Raw genomic sequence first — 18754 nt, 5'->3', positions numbered from 1 at the left:
GTCCCGGAACTCTAGGCGAAACCCAATTATTCTGTCATGCTGATTAAAGGCCAAGCAGAATCAAAAAAAACAGTAAAATGTCCTATTTCGACAATATCCGGACCTTCGTGCGTGTCTATGAATTGGGCAGCATGTCGGCTGCGGGGCGTGATCTTCGCATTTCGCCTGCGGTGACATCGTCGCGCATCTCGCAGTTGGAAGAACATCTGGGTGTGCGGCTGTTTCAGCGCACGACCCGCAGTCTGGCCCCGACCGAACAGGGGCGGTCCTTCTATCGGGGCGCGGTCGAGATTCTGGACGCGGTCGACAATGCCGAGGCGGGCGTCGCCAATATCACCGACAATCCGAAAGGGTCGCTCTATGTCGCGGCGCCCCTGGGGGTGGGGCGCCGCCTGATCGCGCCGCAGGTGCCCGCCTTTCTGAAGGACTATCCCGAGGTGACGGTCCGGTTGCGGTTGACCGACCGCAATGTAGACCTGACGACCGAAGGGCTGGATCTGGCGTTCTTTCTGGGCCAGCCCGAGGACAGCAACCTGCGCATCCGCAAGATCGCGGATGTTCAGCGCGTGTTGTGCGCCTCGCCCGAATATCTGGCGCGGCGCGGGATGCCGGTCAGCGGACATGATCTGGTGTCCGACAAGCACGAATGCCTGAACCTGCGGTTCCCCGGCGCGACGGAATTCCAGTGGCAATTGACCACGCCGGACGGACCAAAGCGGTTTCGCGTCGCGGGCCGCTATGAATCGGACGATGGCGATGTGCTGACCGATTGGGCGCTGGCCGGGCAGGGTGTCGCCCTGAAGCCCGTCTTTGAGATCGCCGAACATCTGAAAGCCGGGGCATTGGTGCCGGTCGCGCAGGAAACCCCGCCCGTGCCGATCCAGATGGCCTGCCTGTTCACGCATCGGCGGCGGCAAGACCCCAAAAGCCGGCTGTTCATGGATTTCATGATCCAGCGTATCGCCGCCAGCATCCGCCCCGCCGATCACGGCTGATCGGCGCAGGTTGATCGGCGAAGTCACCTTGCGGGAAAATTTGAAAAACCACCGCGACCTTTCGGCGTATCAAGGGATCGGGCGGCCATTGTCGGGGGTTTCCAGACCCTTCCATGCCCGCGCCGCGCCTGACGGATATCGCGCCACGGCGCATGTCCCCCGAAAAATCTGCAAGAAAGTGAAACTTCATGACGACTACGCTTCATGCGACGCCGATCACCGCCGATGCGATCGCCGGTCTGGCCGAACTGATCGAGGCTGCGGGACCGGCCGACAAGGTGATCAACAAGGGTCTTTGCGGCCGTTTCCATGACCGCGCCACGCTGGATATCGAGGGTGAGGCCGGGATCAGCGTCTTTCAGTCGGCCTCGTTCGCGATGCCGTTCCGCATGGAGATGATGGAACGTCATCCCCATGGCAGCCAGGCGTTTCTGCCGATGCAGCAGGGCGAATATCTGGTGGTTCTGGCAGATGACAGGGATGGCAGGCCACATGCGCCCCGCGCCTTTATCGCCGGACCGGGGCAGGGCGTGAATATCGGGCGCAATGTCTGGCACGGGGTGCTGTGCCCGCTGTCCGATCCGGGGCTGTTCATGGTGGTTGATCGGGTCACCGACAGCCCGAACCTGGAAGAACACTGGTTCGACGAGCCATATCTGATCGACCGCTGAACGGCCGCGATCTCGACGACCATGCGCCCGGCGGCCCTGTTCCGCCGGGCGTTTTCGCTGCTGGTCAGGCCTGTCTGTCCTTCAGCCTGCGTTCGATCCTGGCCCGGTCCTCGGCTTCGTCGGCCAGGGTCTTTTGCGGCAACAGGATATTCAGCAGGATCGAGACGGCGGCGGCGGTCACGATCGGCGAACCGCCGATCACCTGCCGCAACAGCGCGGGCGCATGGTCCAGCGATTGCGGCACCGCGTCCAGCCCCATCGCCAGCGCCAGCGCAAGCGCGACGATGGTGACATTGCGGACCGACATCTCATCCTTATTGATCAGCTGGATGCCCATCATGGTGATCATGCCAAAGACCGTGATCGTGGCGCCGCCCAGTACCGGAAAGGGGATCGTCGTCATGATCGCGCCGAATTTCGGCACGATCCCCGCGACCAGAAGAAAGACCGCCGCCACGGCCAGAACCCGGCGGCTGATGATCCGGGTCATGGCGACGATGCCGACATTCTGGCTGAAGGACGAGGTGGGAAAGCCGCCAAAGAACGCCCCCAGCAAGGTGGACAGCCCGTTGCCCATCAATCCGCCGAACAGCTCTTTGGTGGACAGTTCACGGTCCATCCCGCCCATGGTCGTGGCCGACAGGTCACCGATCGTCTGGACCGAATTCACCGCGCAGATCACCACCATCGAGATGATCGCCGCGCCGTGAAACTCGATCCCGAACTGCATCGGAACCGGCACCGACACCCAAGGCGCGGCGGCGATGGGGCTGAAATCGACCTTGCCCAACATCATCGACAGCCCATAGCCCGCAAGGATCCCGCAGATGATCGAGGCCAGCCGCAGGAACCCCCTGGCGAATTTCGACACGCCCAGAACGACGCACAGGGTGAACATGCCGATGGTCCAGTTCTGACCCGACCCGTAATCGGCCGCGCCGATCCCGCCGGCGATGTAGTTGATGGCAATCGGATACAAAGACAGTCCGATCACCAGAACGACGGTGCCCGCGACAATGGGGGGGAAATATTTCCGGATCCGCGTCATGAACAGACCGATCACGATCATCGCGATCCCGCCGGCGATCTGGGCGCCCATGATGCCCGCGATGCCATATTGCGGCGCGATCGCGACCAGCGCGGGCACATAGGCAAAGCCGACACCAAAGATCACCGGCAGCCGTGCCCCGAAGATCGAAGCCCCGTAAAGCTGCAACAGTGTCGACAGCGCCGAAAAGATCAGCGACATCTGGATCAGCACCGTCTTTTCGGCGGGCGTGACGCCGGCTGCGCCAGCCACGATGATCGGGACCGTGACCGCCCCCATGATCATCGCCAGAATATGTTGCAGCGACAGCGGCACGGCCTGTCCGAAGCCCGGCTTGCCATTCCAATCGAAAACAGACCGGTTGGTGCCCCAACCCGTTTGACTGGCCTCCATGAGATGTCCTCCTCCCGTCAGTGGTCCGGGGGCGGGCGTTCAGGTCGATCGGTGCCGACGGGCGCGCCCCCGATGCGTCACAGCCTCATCGCGGTCGCACTGCCATGCGCTGTGCCATGTCGATCATTCGGGCCGAAAAGCCCCATTCGTTGTCGTACCAGCCAAACACCCGCAGCTGCCGCGCGCCCGCCGATTGCGTTTCCGGCAACGCGACGATCAGCGATTCAGGCCGCCCGCGGAAATCGGTCGACACGCAGGGATCCTGTGTCAGGCCGATCAGCGAGGAACCGGAAAGCGCCTCTTGCAGGAACTGGGCGGCGGGCTGGGTGATATCCTCGGCCAGTTGCAGGGTCGCATCGACCGCCGAAACCGAGATGCAGGGCACCCGCACCGCCGCGATGCTGAGCCGGTCGCGGAATTGCGGCAGGATGCGCGTGATCTGGTTCGCCGCACTGGTGGTGGTGGGCACCATCGACACGGCGGCGGCGCGGCTGCGTTCAAGGCTGGCGCCGGGCTGGTCGACGGTCGGCTGGCTGCCGGTATAGCAGTGGATGGTGGTGATATGCGCCTGCGCGATCCCGAAGCCCAGGTCGATGATGCGCAGCAGCGGCGCGATAGCGTTCGTGGTGCAGGACGCGTTCGACACGATCCTTTCATCGCCCAGCTCGTGATCGTTCGCGCCCAGTACGATGGTGCGATCCGCGACCGGGGACGGCCCCGACACCAGCACATTACGCGCCCCCGCATCCAGACCGGCCTGCACGAAGTCGCGTTTGCCGACCTGCCCCGTGCATTCCAGCACCACGTCGACATCGCCAAGATCCAGCGCCCGCAGATCCGGGACGCAGTGGAACGGGATCGCAGATCCGTCGATGATCAGCTGGCTGTCCTGCGTCCGGACCTGCCCGGGCAGGGGGCCATAGACACTGTCATAGCGCAGCAGATAGGCGCAGGTTTCCAGCGGGGCGATGTCGTTGATGCCCACGACCTGGATTTCGACGGGGTGATCGCCCCGCAGCACCTGTCGCAGGATCGTGCGGCCGATCCGGCCAAAGCCATTGATGAAGACGCGCAGCGGGCGGGACATGTCTGGACCTGTAGCTAAGGAATAACGCTGGCGATCGGGCTGTCGGGTTGCCGCCCAACAAGGCCGCGCCGCCTGACTGCCTAGGGAAGGGCATCCGCAAAGACAACAGGACGCGGCGCATGATCGACCGGTTGCGTCGGCCGGTCCTAGAAATCGACCGTGATCGCAATGCCTTGCTGAACCGCCAGGTCGACGACCGATGCCGCGACGGCCAGATCCTGCAACCCGACGCCGGTGCCGTCGAACAGGGTGATCTGATCGTCGCTGTCGCGGCCCGGATGGGTGCCATTGATTACCGCGCCGATCTGGGTCACATCGCTTTCCGCGATCAGCCCCTGGGCCACGGCGTGCTGGGCCTCGCCGATCTGCACCGATTGCGCGACCTCATCGGTAAAGACTGTCGCGCGGGCCAGCAGCGCGGCCTCGACCTCTTGCTTGCCCTTGGTGTCGGTGCCCATGCAGGCGACGTGGCACCCCGGAGCGACATGATCGGCCATCAGCGAAGGCGCAAAGGCCGAGGTGATCGAGATGATGACATCCGCCTGACGCATCCCGTTCAGCTCGACCGTCTCGAAGGGCACGCCTGCCTCATCCGCGACCTTCTGGATATTCGGCAGCATTTCGGGATGATAGTTCCAGCCGATGACCTTGTCGAAGCTGCGCTGTTCCAACGCGGCGCGCAGCTGGAACGTGGCCTGATGCCCGGCGCCGACCATGCCCAGAACCCTTGCGTCGGGCCGGGCCAGATGCTTGATCGAAACCGAAGATGCCGCCGCCGTGCGCAGCGCGGTCAGCAGGTTGCCCCCGACCATCGCCTTGACCTTGCCGGTGTCGGGGTCGAACAGGAATACGGTTGACTGGTGGTTGATCAGCCCCCGCTTTTCCAGATTGTTCGGCCAGTACCCCCCGGCCTTTAGCCCCAGCGTCAGGCCCGCCCGGTCGAACCCGCCCTTGAACCCGTACAGCGCATCTTCATGGCCGATCGCCTCGCGCACGACGGGAAAGTTGTAGGCATCGCCAGCCGCCATGGCGGCAAAGACCTTTTCCACGGCCTCGAAGGCCGCCTGGCGGGTCATCAGATTGGCGATTTCGCGTTCGGGAACGATCAGCATTGTCTTGTCCTTGGGCTGGTCCCGACAGGCCGGGACCGGTTTTCGGGAAGGCGTGCCCCCCGCGCCGCCGCGGCGCGGGGGTCGTGTGCGGGGTCAATAGGCGTGGCCGCGGGCCGAAACCGGCCAGACGCATTCGACCTTGCCGTTGCGCACGCCCACATACCAGTCGTGGACATTCGCCGTCGGGTCGCAATGGCCGGGTACCAGCTTCAGCTTGTCATTGACCTTCAGCACGCCCTGAGGGTCGGACACGACGCCATGTTCGTCCGAGCATTTGACATATTCCACATCGTCGCGGCCAAAGACGACGGGCAGGCCGCTATCGACCGATTGCGCCTTCAGCCCAGCATCGACGATGGCCTTGTCGGCCTTGGCGTGGCTCATGACCGAGGTCAGGATGAAGAAGGCGTTTTCCCATTCGCCCTGATCGATCCGCTTGCCGTTCCTGTCCAGAATGCGTCCGTAATCCGCATCCATGAAGGCGTAAGAGCCGCATTGAAGTTCGTTATAGACGCCGGAATTCGACTCGAAATAATACGACCCCGTGCCCCCGCCGGAAACCAGTTCGCATTCGATCCCCTCGGCTTTCAGCCCGGCGACGGCGTCCCTGACCATGGCGATGGCGATGTCCAGCTTTTCCTGACGCGCCTCATAGCTGTCCAGATGCTGCATCGCGCCCTGATAGGCCTGAATGCCGGTGAATTTCAGGTTCTCGGCGGCTTGGACGGCCTTGGCGATCTCGACCACGGCGGGGGTCGTGGTCACGCCGCAGCGGCCCGCGCCGCAGTCGATTTCCACAAAGACCTCAAGCTGCGTGCCATGCCTGACGGCGGCGGCGGACAGATCGGCGACATTGGCCAGATCGTCGACGCAGACGATGATGCGACTGCCCAGTTTCGGCAGGCGTGCAAGGCGGTCGATCTTGGCCGGGTCGCGCACCTGGTTCGAGACCAGCACATCCTTGATGCCGCCGCGCACGAACACCTCGGCCTCGGACACTTTCTGACAGCAGACGCCGACCGCGCCGCCGATGCGTTCCTGCAATTGCGCGACATCCACGGATTTGTGCATCTTGCCATGCACCCGGTGGCGCATTCCATGCGCCTTGGCGTAGTCGCCCATCTTGGTGATGTTGCGTTCCAGCGCGTCCAGATCAAGGATCAGGCAGGGCGTCTGGATGTCGGCCTCGTCCATGCCGGGTTTGGCGGGGATGTCATAGCCGACTTCGAATTGGTCAAGATTGGTCATGTCTTTCATGTCCATGCTTCTCCGTCAGGATGGGATGTTCAGGTGGTGGGGGTCCAGGGCAGCCGATCCAGATCGACATTGCCGCCGGTGACGATCAGGCCCACGCGCTTGCCGCGAAAGGCGTCGGGGTTCTTCAGCACGATGGCCAGGGGCACGGCCGAAGACGGCTCCATCACGATGCGCAGATGCTTCCAGACCAGTTTCATCGCGTCGATGATCTCTTGCTCCGAGGCGGTGTGGATCTGCGACACGTGGTTGGACACGAAATGCCAGGTCAGATCCTTCAGCGGCACCAACAGGCCGTCGGCAATGGTCTTGGGCGCGTCATCGGCGATGATGTATCCCGCCTTGAAGCTGCGATAGGCGTCGTTGGCCTGTTCGGGTTCGGCGGCGATCACCTGCGTTTCCGGGGCAAGCGTCGCCAGTGTCAGGCAGGTGCCCGAAATCATGCCGCCACCGCCGATGGGGGCCACCACCATATCCAGACCGTCGGTCTGTTCGATGAATTCCTTGGAACAGGTGCCCTGCCCGGCGATCACGCGCGGGTCGTTGTAGGGATGCACGAAATCGCCCCCGGTGGCTGCCTGGACCTGCGCGAACGTGGCCTCGCGCGAGGTGGTCGAAGGGTCGCATTCCGTGATCACCCCGCCAAATCGGCGCACGGTGCCCTTCTTGGCCTGCGGGGCCGTGCGGGGCATGACCACATTGCAGGGAATGCCCCGCCGCATCGCCGCATAAGACAGGCAGGATGCGTGATTGCCCGAAGAATGGGTGGCCACGCCCTTGCGGGCCTGTTCGTCGTCAAGGCCAAACACCGCATTTGCAGCGCCCCGCACCTTGAAGGCGCCCGGTTCCTGGAAGTTCTCGCATTTGAAGAACAGCTGCGCGCCCGTCAGCTCATCCAGATAGTCCGAGTGGCGGATCGGCGTGCGGCGGATATGCGGACGGATCCGTTCCTCGGCATCCAGCATGTCCTGATAGGTCGGGATATGCATGTCGGCGTCCTTCATCACGCGGCGTCCTTGCAGGCGATGGCCGGGTTGCCGCGATAGAAATCCTGCGCGGCCGCGACACCGGAACCCAGTTTGATATCAAGGCCCAGATCCGCCATGCACATTTCCGCCGTGGCGATCCCGGACAGCGCCATCACATCGGTCAGGCTGCCCAGATGGCCGATCCGAAACACCTTGCCCGCGACCTCGCCCAGACCGACACCATAGGCGACGCCATATTTCTCGGCTGCGTGGGTGACGATATCGGTGGCGTTGAAACCCTCTGGCGTGCGGATCGCGCTGACCGTGTCGCTGTAAAGCGAGGGGTGCGCCGCACATAGCGGCAATCCCCAGGCTTCGACAGCTGCGCGGACGCCCTGGGCGATGCGGCGATGGCGGGCAAAGACATTCTCCAGCCCCTCGGCCAGCAGCATGGTGCAGGACTGGTTCAACCCGTTCAGCAGGCCCACCGCAGGGGTATAGGGATAGGCGTTGTTGGCATAGCCCTTGGCCATGTCATGCACGTCAAAGAAGGTGCGGGGCAGGGTGCCGGTCTGTGTCGCGGCCATGGCCTTTTCGCTGAAACCCACGATCGCCAGACCCGCGGGCAGCATGAAGCCCTTTTGCGATCCTGTGACGGCGATATCGACGCCCCATTCGTCAAATCGGAAATCCATCGACCCGATGGACGAAACACCATCGACGAACAGCATCGCGGGATGGCCGGCGTCGTCCAGCGCCCGGCGAACCGCGGCGATATCGGACTTCACGCCGGTGGCGGTTTCGTTATGGGTCGCCAGGACCGCCTTGATCTGGTGGGCGGTATCGGCGGCCAGAATGTCGGCATAGCGATCGGCGGGCAGGCCCTGACCCCAGGGGGTTTCGACGATCTCGACCTGCAAGCCGTGGCGCTGGCACATATCGATCCAGCGGTGGCTGAACATGCCGTTGCGTGCCGCCAGAACCTTGTCGCCCGCCGACAGCGTGTTGGTCAGCGCGGTTTCCCAGCCGCCTGTGCCGGTTGCGGGAAAGATGAACACCTCGGCGCTGGCGCTTTTCAGGATCTTGCGCACCCCCTCGCGGGCGGGGTGCAAGATCTGGCCGAACAAGGGCGACCGATGGTCGATCGTCGGCATGTCGCAGGCCTTGCGCAGGCTTTCGGGGATATTGGTCGGGCCGGGGATGAAAACAGGGTTCTGAAAGCTCATGGTGGTCTCCTTCCGGTGTTGGGATCACCATAGGACGACCGCTCCGATGTGGGAATTATTTTGAAATGAATTTCCAGAATGAAGAAATGCAGGAATTATGCACCATTGTCAGGCACTTGAGTTTTTCATATGATGAATTCGGTTTTCATTGAAAAAGAAAGGCATCTTATGGAAACGCAGGAAAATCATCCGTCTCGTGAACGTCGGGCCCGCGGGCGGCCGCGTGGTTGGGATGACAAGACCGCCCAGAACACGATCAAATCCCTGGATCGCGCGATGCAGGTGTTCGAATATCTCAGCGAGGATCAGGGCACGACGCTGACCCGTCTGGCCGATGGCATGGGTCAGTCCCCGGCCACGGTCTATCGCATCCTCGTGACGCTGGAAGGGCGCGGCCTGGTCGAGTTCGACCCCGATGAACAGGTCTGGCATATCGGCCCGCGCGCCTTTGTTATCGGCGCGCGGTTCCTGCGCCGGACCAGCCTGGTCGAGCGGGCAAGGCCGATCATGCGCAAACTGATGGAGGTCACGGGCGAGACCGCAAATCTGGGCGTCGAGAAAGAGGGCCTTGTCTTGTTTCTAAGCCAGGTCGAAACCCATGCCAGCATCCGCGCATTCTTTCCGCCCGGAACCCTGTCGGCGCTGCATGCCTCGGGGATCGGCAAGGCGCTGCTGGCGCATATGGATCGTGACCGGCTGGATCGGTTGTTGTCCGCGCGTGATCTGCAGGCCTTTACCCACAGCACAATTACCCGGCAGGACGCCCTCCGCGACAGCCTGTCCGAGATCCGCGCCCTTGGCTATGCCGTCGATCACGAAGAACGCAACGAAGGCATGCGGTGCATCGCGGCCCCGGTTTTCGACATCAATCAGGAAGTCGTCGCCGGAATTTCGGTGTCGGGGCCGACGACGCGGGTCAATCCGGCGGCGGTTCAGCGGCTGAGCCAGCCCGTGATCGAAGCCGCGCGTGACCTGACGCTGGCCATCGGCGGACGGCCCCTGGCGGTCACATGATCGCCAGTCGGATCAGGCCGGCGACGGTGGCCAGCACGACCACCCCTGCCAGCCACAAACCCACGAACCACAGCAACCGACGCATCAGTGATAGCCTTGCGACGGGTCGATCTTTCCGCGAAACACCCAATAGGCATAGACGGTATAGGCCAGGATGATCGGCAGCAGAATGGCCGCCCCGACCAGCGCGAATGCCAAGCTCGATTCAGGGGCTGCCGCCTGTTGGATCGTCAGCGTGGGGGGCACCATCATCGGATAGAAACTGATCCCGATGCCGACAAAGCTGACCACGAAGAACCCCAGTGCCGACAGAAAGGGTTGCAGATCCTTCTGGTCGTTCAACCCACGTAGAAACGACCATGACAGGCCCAGCATGATCAGCGGCACCAACACGGAAAACAGGCTGCCCGGCATGTTGAACCAGCGTTGCAGATAGATCGGATCCTGAAACGGCGTCAGCAGGCTGACGATCCCGATCAGGCCCAGGGTCGCTGCGCCCAGCCACCACGAATAGCCGCGCATCTGCATCTGGATCCGGCCCTCGGTCTTCAGGACCAGCCAGGTCGCGCCCAGCAGCGCATAGCCGATCACGACCGCCACGCCGGTCAGCACGGAAAACGGCGTCAGCCAGTCGAACCAGCCGCCGGCATAGGCCCGCCCCTCGATGCGGATGCCCTGCACCAGCGCCCCCAGGGCGATCCCCTGACATAGCGCCGCGATCAGCGACCCGCCGAAAAAGGCCGCGTCCCAGACCCGCTTGTTGCTGACACGCCAGCGGTATTCGAAGGACACGCCCCGAAACACAAGGGCCAGCAGCATCAGCGTGATCGGCATGTAAAGCGCGGGCATGACGATCGCATAAGCCAGCGGAAAGACCGCGAACAGACCGCCACCGCCCAGCACTAGCCAGGTTTCATTCCCGTCCCAGACCGGGGCGACCGAATTCATCATCAGATCGCGATCCTGATCCGATCTGCCAAAGGGGAACAGGATGCCGATCCCAAGGTCGAACCCGTCAAGAATCACATAGGTCAGAACCGCAAAGGCTATCAGACCGGCCCAGATGAAGGCGAGATCGAAGATCATTTGGACGCTCCTTGGTCGGGGATGAAGTCGCGCTCGACCTGCGGGGCAGGCGTGATGCCCGCGGTGCGAATCGGGCCGTCGCGCAGGCCCAGTCGGGGGGTCGCCGGACGTTTGTTCATCATCCGCAGGATATAGATCGTGCCCGCGCCGAAAACGCAGAAATAGACGAGGATGAACGCGATCAGCGACGTCACGACCGCAGGTGCGGCGACGGGGGCAAGACTGTCGCCGGTGCGCAGCAGGCCATAGACGGTATAGGGCTGACGTCCGACCTCGGTCGTGATCCATCCGGCCAGCACCGCGACAAAGCCGGTTGGCCCCATCAGGATCGCGGCCCGGTGCAGCCAGGGCGCATCATACAGCCGTCCGCGAACGCGCAGCCACAGGCTGCCGACCCCAAGGGCCAGCATCGCAAAGCCAAGGCCGACCATCACGCGAAAGCTGTAGAAGACGATCGCGACCGGCGGCTGTTCGTCCTGGGGCACGCTGTCCAGCCCGGCCAGGGGCGCGTTCAGATCGTGTTTCAGGATCAGCGAGCTGAGCTTTGGGACCTCGATCGCGTAATCAATGCGACGCTCGGCCGTGTTCGGGATGCCGAACAGGATCAGGGGCGCGCCGTCCGGATGGCTATCATAGTGACCCTCCATCGCCATGACCTTGGCGGGCTGATGTTCCAGCGTGTTCAGCCCATGCGCGTCGCCCGCAAAGATCTGGATCGGGGTGACGATTGCGGCCATCCACATGGCCATGGAAAACATCCGCCGTGCCTCGGGGTCGGTGCGGTCGCGCAGCAGATGCCAGGCGCCGACCGCGCCGACCACAAGGGATGTGGTCAGAAAGGCGGCCAATACCATATGGACCAGCCGATAGGGGAAGGACGGGTTGAAGATGATCGCCCACCAATCCTCGGGGACGAACTGTCCATTCGCGGCGATGCTGAACCCCGCCGGCGTCTGCATCCAGCTGTTCACGCTGAGAATCCATGTGGCTGACATCAGTGTGCCAAAGGCGACCATTGCCGTGGCGAACATGTGCAGCCCGTCGCCCACCCGTTCGCGCCCGAACAGCATGATCCCCAGAAACCCGGCTTCCAGGAAGAAGGCAGACAGGACCTCGTAGGCCATCAGCGGCCCGATCACCGGTCCGGCCCGGTCGGAAAAGACCGACCAGTTGGTGCCAAACTGATAGGACATGACGATGCCCGATACGACGCCCATCCCGAAGGCCACGGCGAAGATCTTTTTCCAGTAGTCGAAAAGGGTCAGGTAGCTGCGATCCCCGGTTCTCAGCCACAGCGCGTTCAGCACCGCAAGAAAGCTGGCCAGCCCGATCGAGAAGGCCGGGAAGATGATATGGAACGACACGGTGAAGGCGAACTGGGCCCGTGCGAGTGTCTCGGCGCTGAAACCGTCAAGCATGACCGGTCTCCTTGATGTTTTCGCAGAATGGCGGCGAAGCCGTCGGATCGTGGCAGCTGCGGGCACCCCTCAGAAAATAAGGGCGGGCGAAAAAAAGGGGGCCTATACCCATGTGCCACGGTGCTGCGCTTAGCCGCAGTTGCCGCCCGGATCGGTGATAAAGTCACTTACGATGAAAAAATACATTCGTAGTATATGTTAAGACCGTCGGGGGGATCGGATGAAGCTGACTGCCTATTCAAATTATGCGCTGCGGACCCTGCAACTGGCCGCGCTGAAGGCTCCAGACCTGATCCGGGTCGATGACGTGGTCCGAGTTCACGGGCTGGCGCGACCGCATATCGTGAAGATCGTGCACGAACTGGGCAAGGCAGGGTTTCTGGAAACCCAGCGCGGTCGCGGCGGCGGGTTTCGTCTTGCCCGCCCGGCGCAGGATGTGATCATCGGCGATGTCATCCGCCTGACCGAGGGGCCGATGGAATTGGTTGAATGCTTCAACCCCGACAGCAACACCTGCCCCCTGATCGGGATCTGCAAATTGTCGCGGGCCCTGCAGGCCGCGACCCGCGCCTTCCTGCAGGTTCTGGACCAGCTGACACTGGATCAGATCGCGGCCAATCGCGATCAGTTGCTGGCCCGGATCGCGCCCCTGGAACAGGGCATCGTCATGCCCGCGCGGGCGGCGAAATGAAGGTCGGTGACTGGACCGAGCGGTTTCAGGGCACCCGCGCCCTGCCGCGCACGACCCGTGATCGGCTGATGGCGCAGGCGCATGTCGCGCATTTCCCCGCAGGCGCGCAGGTCTTTGGCCCCGACAATGTTCCCGACAGCCTGTTCTTTCTGTACGAAGGGCGGCTGCGGGTCACTCAGACTTCGGATCAGGGGCGCGATATCGTGCTGTATCGCGTGGATGCCGGGGAAAGCTGCGTCCTGACGACGGCCTGCATGCTGGCCGAAGAGGCGTATAACGCCGAAGGGATCGCGGAAACCGCGCTGACCGTGATCGTCCTGTCCCGGCCCGTGTTCGACCGGCTGGTGGCCGAAGAGGCGGCGTTTCGTAGTTTCGTCTTTGCCGCCTATTCGCGGCGGTTGGTCGATCTGTTGCGCGTGGTCGATGATGTGGCCTTTGGGCGTATCGATGTGCGCCTTGCCGGGCGTCTGTTGGGACTGGCAGGCGACCGGAAGGAAATCGAGACCACCCATCATCAGCTTGCCAGCGAATTGGGCACCGCGCGCGAGGTCATTTCTCGGGTATTGCAGGATTTTCAGAAGCGTGGCCTGATCGGTCAGTCGCGCGGCCGCGTGGCGCTGATCGACAGGCCCGCCCTGCGCGGCATCGCCGACAGCCCCTAGGCTTGGTGACAAGGTCACTGAACGTTGGTCCGTAAAGTTATATCCATGGTCCAAGTTTAGCCCGCAGACCCCTTGTCCGGGCCGGAAATTCGGAGGAGAGAATGACCGATTACCCTATCCAGATGGACGTAAAGCCCCAGGTGCAGGCCTTTTTCGATAAGGCCACGAACACCATCAGCTATATCGTCAAGGATCCTGGCTCGGATGCCTGTGCCATCGTCGACAGTGTTATGGATATCGACTATGCCGCCGGCCGCATCACCTATGACCATGCCGATGAACTGATCCGCCAGATCCGCGATCAGGGGTTGCGGCTGGAATGGATCATCGAAACCCATGTCCATGCCGACCACCTGTCCGCCGCGCCCTATATCCAGCAGCAACTGGGCGGCCAGATCGGCATCGGGTCGAAGATCCTGGTGGTGCAGGACACCTTCGGCAAGATCTTCAACGAAGGGACCGAGTTTCAGCGCGATGGCTCGCAATTCGATCGCCTGTTCGAGGATGGCGACACCTATATGATCGGCCGGATGCAGGCCTTTGCCATGTACACGCCGGGTCACACGCCGGCCTGCATGGTGCATGTCATGGGCGACGCGGCCTTTGTGGGCGACACGCTGTTCATGCCCGATGGCGGCTCGGCCCGCGCGGATTTTCCGGGCGGGGATGCGGGCGTCCTATACGATTCCATCCAGAAGGTTCTGGCGCTGCCGGATCGGATGCGGCTGTTCATGTGCCATGATTACGGCCCGAATGGCCGCGACATTCAGTGGGAAACTACCGTTGGCGACGAAAAAGCCCATAACATCCATGTCGGCGGTGGCAGGACCAAAGAGGAATTCGTCAAGTTCCGCACCGAACGCGATGCCACCCTGGCCATGCCCAAGCTGATCATCCCGTCGTTGCAGGTCAACATGCGTGCGGGCGAGGTCCCCACCGACAAGGACGGACGGCCGATGCTGAAGGTGCCGCTGAACGGGCTGTAAGCCGCGCCGGACAAGGGAGGAATGGGAATGGACGTCAAACAGATCACCCCTGGCCTGTCGGTCAGCCCGCAGATCACGGCGGCGGATATGGCCGCGCTGAAAGATCAGGGCTTTCGCGCGATCATCTGCAATCGCCCCGATGGCGAAGGCGCGGATCAGCCCGGCTTCGGGGAAATCCTGACCGCGGCGCAGGCGCAGGGACTTGAGGCGCACTATCTGCCCGTGACAAGTGGCATGGTCCGGGATGAAGATGCCGCCGATTTCGAGATGGCGATGCGCGATCTGCCCGGCCCGGTTCTGGCCTATTGCCGCACGGGCACGCGTTCGGCCACGCTTTGGGCGCTGTCGCAGGCCGGCACGCGACCCATGGCCGATATCCTGTCGGCGACACGGGCGGCGGGTTACGACATGAATGGGGTCGCGCGGCGGATCGCGAATGGCGGCAGGACGCCGACGGATACCGGCGATGCGGCTTATGACGTCGTGATCGTCGGCGCAGGCGCGGCCGGGATCTCGGTCGCGGCCAGCCTGCGGTCGCGGCGTTCCGATCTGCGCATCGCGGTGATCGACCCGGCCGACATCCATTATTACCAGCCCGGCTGGACCATGGTCGGAGGCGGGATCTTCCAGCCGGGTCAGACGGCCAGAACCATGGGGTCGCTGATCCCGCGCGGCGTCACCTGGATCAAATCCGCCGTCGCCGCCTTCGAGCCGCAGAACGATGCCGTCGTTCTGGATGGTTGCCGCGTGGTGAAATACGGCCGACTGGTGGTCTGCCCGGGGCTGAAGCTGGACTGGGCCGCCGTCGAGGGGCTGGAAGAAACGCTAGGCAGGAATGGTGTGACCTCGAATTACCGCTATGATCTGGCGCCCTACACCTGGGATCTGGTGCAGGGGCTGCGCGGAGGGCGTGCGGTGTTCACCCAGCCGCCAATGCCGATCAAATGCGCGGGCGCGCCGCAAAAGGCGATGTATCTGTCGGCGGATGCCTGGCTGCGACGGGGCGTGCTGAAGGATATCGACATCCAGTTCATGAACGCGGGTGGCGTTCTGTTCGGCGTCAAGGATTACGTGCCCGCGCTGATGGAATATGTGCGCAAATATGACGCGACCCTGAACTTCTTTCACAACCTCGTCGCCATCGACGGTCCCGCAAGGCGCGCGACCTTCGACGTTGCCGTTCCCGGCGGCCAGCCTGCGCAGGTGACGGTGGATTTCGACATGATCCATGTCTGCCCGCCGCAGGTCGCGCCCGATTTCATCCGTGTCTCGCCGCTGGCCGATGCTGCGGGCTGGGTCGATGTCGATCAGGCCACGCTGCGGCACAAGGCGCATGACAATATCTGGGCGCTTGGCGATGTGATGAACGCGCCCAATGCCAAGACGGCGGCAGCCGCGCGCAAGCAGGCCCCGATAGTGGCCGAAAACATCGTGGCCGATCTGAACGGCAGATCCGCCGTGGCGCAATATGACGGGTATGGGTCCTGTCCCCTCACGGTCGAGCGCGGCAAGATCGTGCTGGCCGAATTCGGCTATGGCGGCGCGCTGAAACCCTCTTTTCCACGATGGTTGGTCGATGGCACGCGACCGACCCGCGCGGCTTGGTTCCTGAAGGAAAAGATGCTGCCGCCGATCTATTGGAAGGCGATGCTGCGCGGCAGGGAATGGATGGCCAAGCCGCAGAAACTGACCGCTTCGGCGGAATGAAGGCAGGAAGGCCCCGCTTTGCGCCAGTATTTTCCCATTCTCGACTGGGGGCGCGGGTATGACCGCGCGACCCTGTCAAATGATCTGATCGCCGCGCTGATCGTCACGATCATGCTGATTCCGCAATCGCTGGCCTATGCGCTGCTGGCGGGATTGCCGCCCGAGGCCGGGATCTATGCTTCGATCGCGCCGATCCTGCTTTATGCGGTGTTCGGGACCAGCCGGTCGCTGGCCGTGGGGCCGGTGGCGGTGGTGTCGCTGCTGACGGCCTCGGCAGTGGGTCAGGTGGCGCAGCAGGGCACCGCCGGATATGCGGTCGCGGCGCTGACGCTGGCTTTCCTGTCGGGCGGCTTCCTGATCCTGATGGGGGTGCTGCGCCTGGGGTTCCTGGCGAATTTCCTCAGCCATCCGGTTATCGCGGGGTTCATCACCGCATCGGGTGTCCTGATCGCGGTCAGCCAGCTGAAACATATCCTTGGCGTCGAAGCCGGTGGGCACAACCTGCCGCAGATGCTGGGCCTGGTCATTGCGCATCTGGATCAGGTGAACCTGCCGACGCTGGTCATCGGGGGTGCCGCGACCGGGTTCCTGTTCTGGGCGCGGCGGCGGTTGCGGTCGACGCTGGCGCGGCTGGGTGTGCCGCCGCTGTTGGCCGATATCCTGACCAAGGCGGGGCCGGTCGCGGCGGTGGTGGTATCGACCCTTGCCGTCTGGGCACTCGATCTGCAGGCACGGGGCGTGCGCATCGTGGGCGACGTTCCGCAGGGCCTGCCGCCACTGACCTTGCCGGGGCTTTCGCCGGATCTGTGGCGGGCACTGTTGCTGCCTGCCATCCTGATTTCGGTCATCGGCTTCGTGGAATCCGTTTCCGTCGCGCAGACCCTGGCGGCCAAGCGGCGGCAACGGATCGACCCGGATCAGGAACTGATCGGTCTGGGCGCGGCCAATCTGGGCGCCGCGCTGACCGGCGGCTATCCTGTGACCGGAGGGTTTGCGCGGTCGGTGGTGAATTTCGACGCGGGTGCCGAAACCCCGGCCGCAGGTGCCTTTACCGCCATCGGGCTGGCCGTGGCAGCCATCGCGTTGACGCCGCTGGTCTATTACCTGCCCAATGCCACGCTGGCGGCAACGATCATCGTCGCGGTGCTAAGCCTTGTCGATCTTTCGATCCTGCAAAAGACATGGCGCTATTCGCGTGCCGATTTCACCGCCGTCGCCGCGACGATCCTGCTGACGCTGGGTCTGGGGGTCGAGATCGGCGTGGCGTCGGGCGTGGGCATTTCGGTGCTGCTGCATCTTTACAAAACCTCGCGCCCGCATGTCGCCGAGGTCGGCCTTGTCCCCGGCACCCAGCATTTCCGCAATATCGACCGCCACGATGTGCAGACCGACGGCACGCTGTTGACCCTGCGCGTGGATGAAAGCCTGTATTTCGTGAATGCCCGATTTCTGGAGGACCTGATCCAGAAGCGCGTGACCGAAGGCTGCGCGATCCGCAATGTCGTGCTGATGTTTTCGGCGGTGAACGAGGTCGATTTCTCGGCGCTGGAAAGCCTGGAGGCGATCAACCACCGTCTGCGGGACATGGGTGTCGGCCTGCATCTGTCCGAGGTGAAGGGCCCGGTCATGGACAAGCTGCGCCGATCCCACCTGATCGATGGGCTGAACGGCCATGTCTACCTGTCGCAATACGATGCCTGGCATGCACTTGCCCATCCCAGCCAGGTCCGCGCCGTGTAGCGCGGGCCGTCAGGGTGCCGGCAGTTCGATCGTCATGAACACGCTGTTGGGGTCGGGCCTGTAATCGCCGAAGGGCGGGCATTCGACAAAGCCCGCCTTTCTGTACAGCCCCCGGGCGGCGATGAAGGTCGGCTGTATGCCGGTCTCCAGTGACAGCCGCCCGATGTGATGCGCGGCTGCATGGTCCAGCAGATGCCGCAACAGCGCGCCTGACAGACCCTGCCCCCGATAGCTGGCCAGGACATGCATGGACTTCAGTTCCGCGTGGCCCGCATCCAACAGCTTCAATGCCGCCATGCCCGCGGGCTGACCATCGACGCGCAGCACGAAGAAGGCGATCCGGTCCGACACCAGATCCGTGCGCGGCATCATGTGGATCGATTCCGGCGGGGTATCGGCATGCATGGCGGCGACATGGCTGGCAAAAATCTGGTCCAGATCGTCCGACAACGGCGATTCCATCCGGATCTGCGGCGCGTTGGTCGGGAACATGTCTTGCATCTGTGCGGCCTCGTTGTCCGGATGGGTGTAATCGGCTGCGCGAATTTGCCAGCCCGCCCCGGCCTTCACAAGCGCCAAACAGGTGCGGACCCCACACGTATCCGGCGGGGTTTGATCGCATGAAAGTGAACTAAGAAGTTGACATAACGTCACCGTCCTTCATGATCAAAGCAGTTACGGAGGTTTACTGGTGCG

At 63.2% G+C, this 18754-nt stretch carries 17 protein-coding genes; 8 read left to right on the top strand and 9 right to left on the bottom strand.

Annotated features, from left to right (window positions below):
• Positions 1-77: 77 nt before the first annotated feature.
• Positions 78-995, top strand: coding sequence for a LysR family transcriptional regulator (locus BMX67_RS13650; RefSeq protein ID WP_090736027.1), 918 nt, complete (start codon positions 78-80; stop codon positions 993-995).
• Between the two features lie 188 nt (positions 996-1183).
• On the top strand, positions 1184-1666 hold the full coding sequence (locus tag BMX67_RS13645) for an ureidoglycolate lyase (RefSeq protein WP_090736024.1): 483 nt from the start codon (positions 1184-1186) through the stop codon (positions 1664-1666).
• A 64-nt stretch (positions 1667-1730) separates the two neighbouring features.
• Here BMX67_RS13645 and BMX67_RS13640 read toward each other — a convergent pair whose 3' ends face one another.
• The 6 genes from BMX67_RS13640 to bhcA all read right to left on the bottom strand — a co-directional run bounded on the left by BMX67_RS13640 (position 1731) and on the right by bhcA (position 8754).
• A complete protein-coding gene (locus tag BMX67_RS13640) occupies positions 1731-3107 on the bottom strand; it encodes a uracil-xanthine permease family protein (protein WP_090736021.1) in 1377 nt (458 codons plus the stop codon).
• 85 nt (positions 3108-3192) lie between these two features.
• Positions 3193-4194, bottom strand: a complete 1002-nt coding sequence (locus tag BMX67_RS13635; RefSeq protein WP_090736019.1) for a type I glyceraldehyde-3-phosphate dehydrogenase — start codon at positions 4192-4194, stop codon at positions 3193-3195.
• A 146-nt stretch (positions 4195-4340) separates the two neighbouring features.
• Positions 4341-5306, bottom strand: a complete 966-nt coding sequence (gene bhcD / locus BMX67_RS13630) for an iminosuccinate reductase BhcD (RefSeq protein ID WP_090736016.1) — start codon at positions 5304-5306, stop codon at positions 4341-4343.
• A 93-nt stretch (positions 5307-5399) separates the two neighbouring features.
• The gene (gene bhcC / locus BMX67_RS13625; protein WP_090736125.1) at positions 5400-6563 is read right to left on the bottom strand and encodes a 3-hydroxy-D-aspartate aldolase BhcC; all 1164 of its coding nucleotides are present in this window, start codon (positions 6561-6563) and stop codon (positions 5400-5402) included.
• A 29-nt stretch (positions 6564-6592) separates the two neighbouring features.
• Positions 6593-7564, bottom strand: a complete 972-nt coding sequence (gene bhcB, locus BMX67_RS13620) for a beta-hydroxyaspartate dehydratase BhcB (protein WP_090736014.1) — start codon at positions 7562-7564, stop codon at positions 6593-6595.
• Positions 7564-8754: an L-aspartate--glyoxylate aminotransferase BhcA gene (bhcA, locus tag BMX67_RS13615; RefSeq protein ID WP_090736011.1), complete on the bottom strand. Its 1191-nt coding sequence runs from the start codon at positions 8752-8754 to the stop codon at positions 7564-7566. Before bhcA ends, bhcB begins: the two co-directional genes overlap by 1 nt.
• A 168-nt stretch (positions 8755-8922) precedes the next feature.
• On the opposite strand from bhcA, the gene bhcR reads away from it, so the two are divergent.
• The gene (bhcR, locus tag BMX67_RS13610; RefSeq protein WP_090736009.1) at positions 8923-9768 is read left to right on the top strand and encodes an HTH-type transcriptional regulator BhcR; all 846 of its coding nucleotides are present in this window, start codon (positions 8923-8925) and stop codon (positions 9766-9768) included.
• An 84-nt stretch (positions 9769-9852) separates the two neighbouring features.
• On the opposite strand, the gene cydB is transcribed toward bhcR, so the two are convergent.
• Positions 9853-10854 carry a cytochrome d ubiquinol oxidase subunit II gene (cydB, locus tag BMX67_RS13600; RefSeq protein ID WP_090736002.1) on the bottom strand — a complete coding sequence of 334 codons (1002 nt, stop codon included), beginning with the start codon at positions 10852-10854 and terminating at the stop codon, positions 9853-9855.
• The gene (locus BMX67_RS13595; RefSeq protein WP_090735999.1) at positions 10851-12272 is read right to left on the bottom strand and encodes a cytochrome ubiquinol oxidase subunit I; all 1422 of its coding nucleotides are present in this window, start codon (positions 12270-12272) and stop codon (positions 10851-10853) included. Before BMX67_RS13595 ends, cydB begins: the two co-directional genes overlap by 4 nt.
• Before the next feature lie 220 nt (positions 12273-12492).
• Between BMX67_RS13595 and BMX67_RS13590 the strand changes: the two genes are divergently transcribed.
• The 5 genes from BMX67_RS13590 (at position 12493) to BMX67_RS13570 (ending at position 18058) form a co-directional block, all read left to right on the top strand.
• Positions 12493-12963: an RrF2 family transcriptional regulator gene (locus tag BMX67_RS13590; protein WP_090735997.1), complete on the top strand. Its 471-nt coding sequence runs from the start codon at positions 12493-12495 to the stop codon at positions 12961-12963.
• Positions 12960-13625, top strand: a complete 666-nt coding sequence (locus BMX67_RS13585) for a Crp/Fnr family transcriptional regulator (RefSeq protein WP_090735995.1) — start codon at positions 12960-12962, stop codon at positions 13623-13625. Before BMX67_RS13590 ends, BMX67_RS13585 begins: the two co-directional genes overlap by 4 nt.
• 101 nt (positions 13626-13726) lie before the next feature.
• The gene (locus tag BMX67_RS13580; protein ID WP_090735992.1) at positions 13727-14611 is read left to right on the top strand and encodes an MBL fold metallo-hydrolase; all 885 of its coding nucleotides are present in this window, start codon (positions 13727-13729) and stop codon (positions 14609-14611) included.
• A 27-nt stretch (positions 14612-14638) separates the two neighbouring features.
• Complete coding sequence (locus BMX67_RS13575) at positions 14639-16318, top strand: bifunctional protein tyrosine phosphatase family protein/NAD(P)/FAD-dependent oxidoreductase (protein ID WP_090735990.1); 1680 nt, start codon at positions 14639-14641, stop codon at positions 16316-16318.
• 18 nt (positions 16319-16336) lie between these two features.
• On the top strand, positions 16337-18058 hold the full coding sequence (locus BMX67_RS13570; RefSeq protein WP_090735987.1) for a SulP family inorganic anion transporter: 1722 nt from the start codon (positions 16337-16339) through the stop codon (positions 18056-18058).
• Positions 18059-18067: 9 nt separating this feature from the next.
• On the opposite strand, the gene BMX67_RS13565 is transcribed toward BMX67_RS13570, so the two are convergent.
• Positions 18068-18559: a GNAT family N-acetyltransferase gene (locus BMX67_RS13565; protein WP_245739456.1), complete on the bottom strand. Its 492-nt coding sequence runs from the start codon at positions 18557-18559 to the stop codon at positions 18068-18070.
• Positions 18560-18754 lie beyond the last annotated feature (195 nt).

Source organism: Paracoccus homiensis (assembly GCF_900111675.1).
Lineage (GTDB): Bacteria > Pseudomonadota > Alphaproteobacteria > Rhodobacterales > Rhodobacteraceae > Paracoccus > Paracoccus homiensis.
The sequence above is the reverse complement of the archived record's forward strand: the minus strand, read 5'-3'. Positions and strand labels throughout refer to the sequence as shown.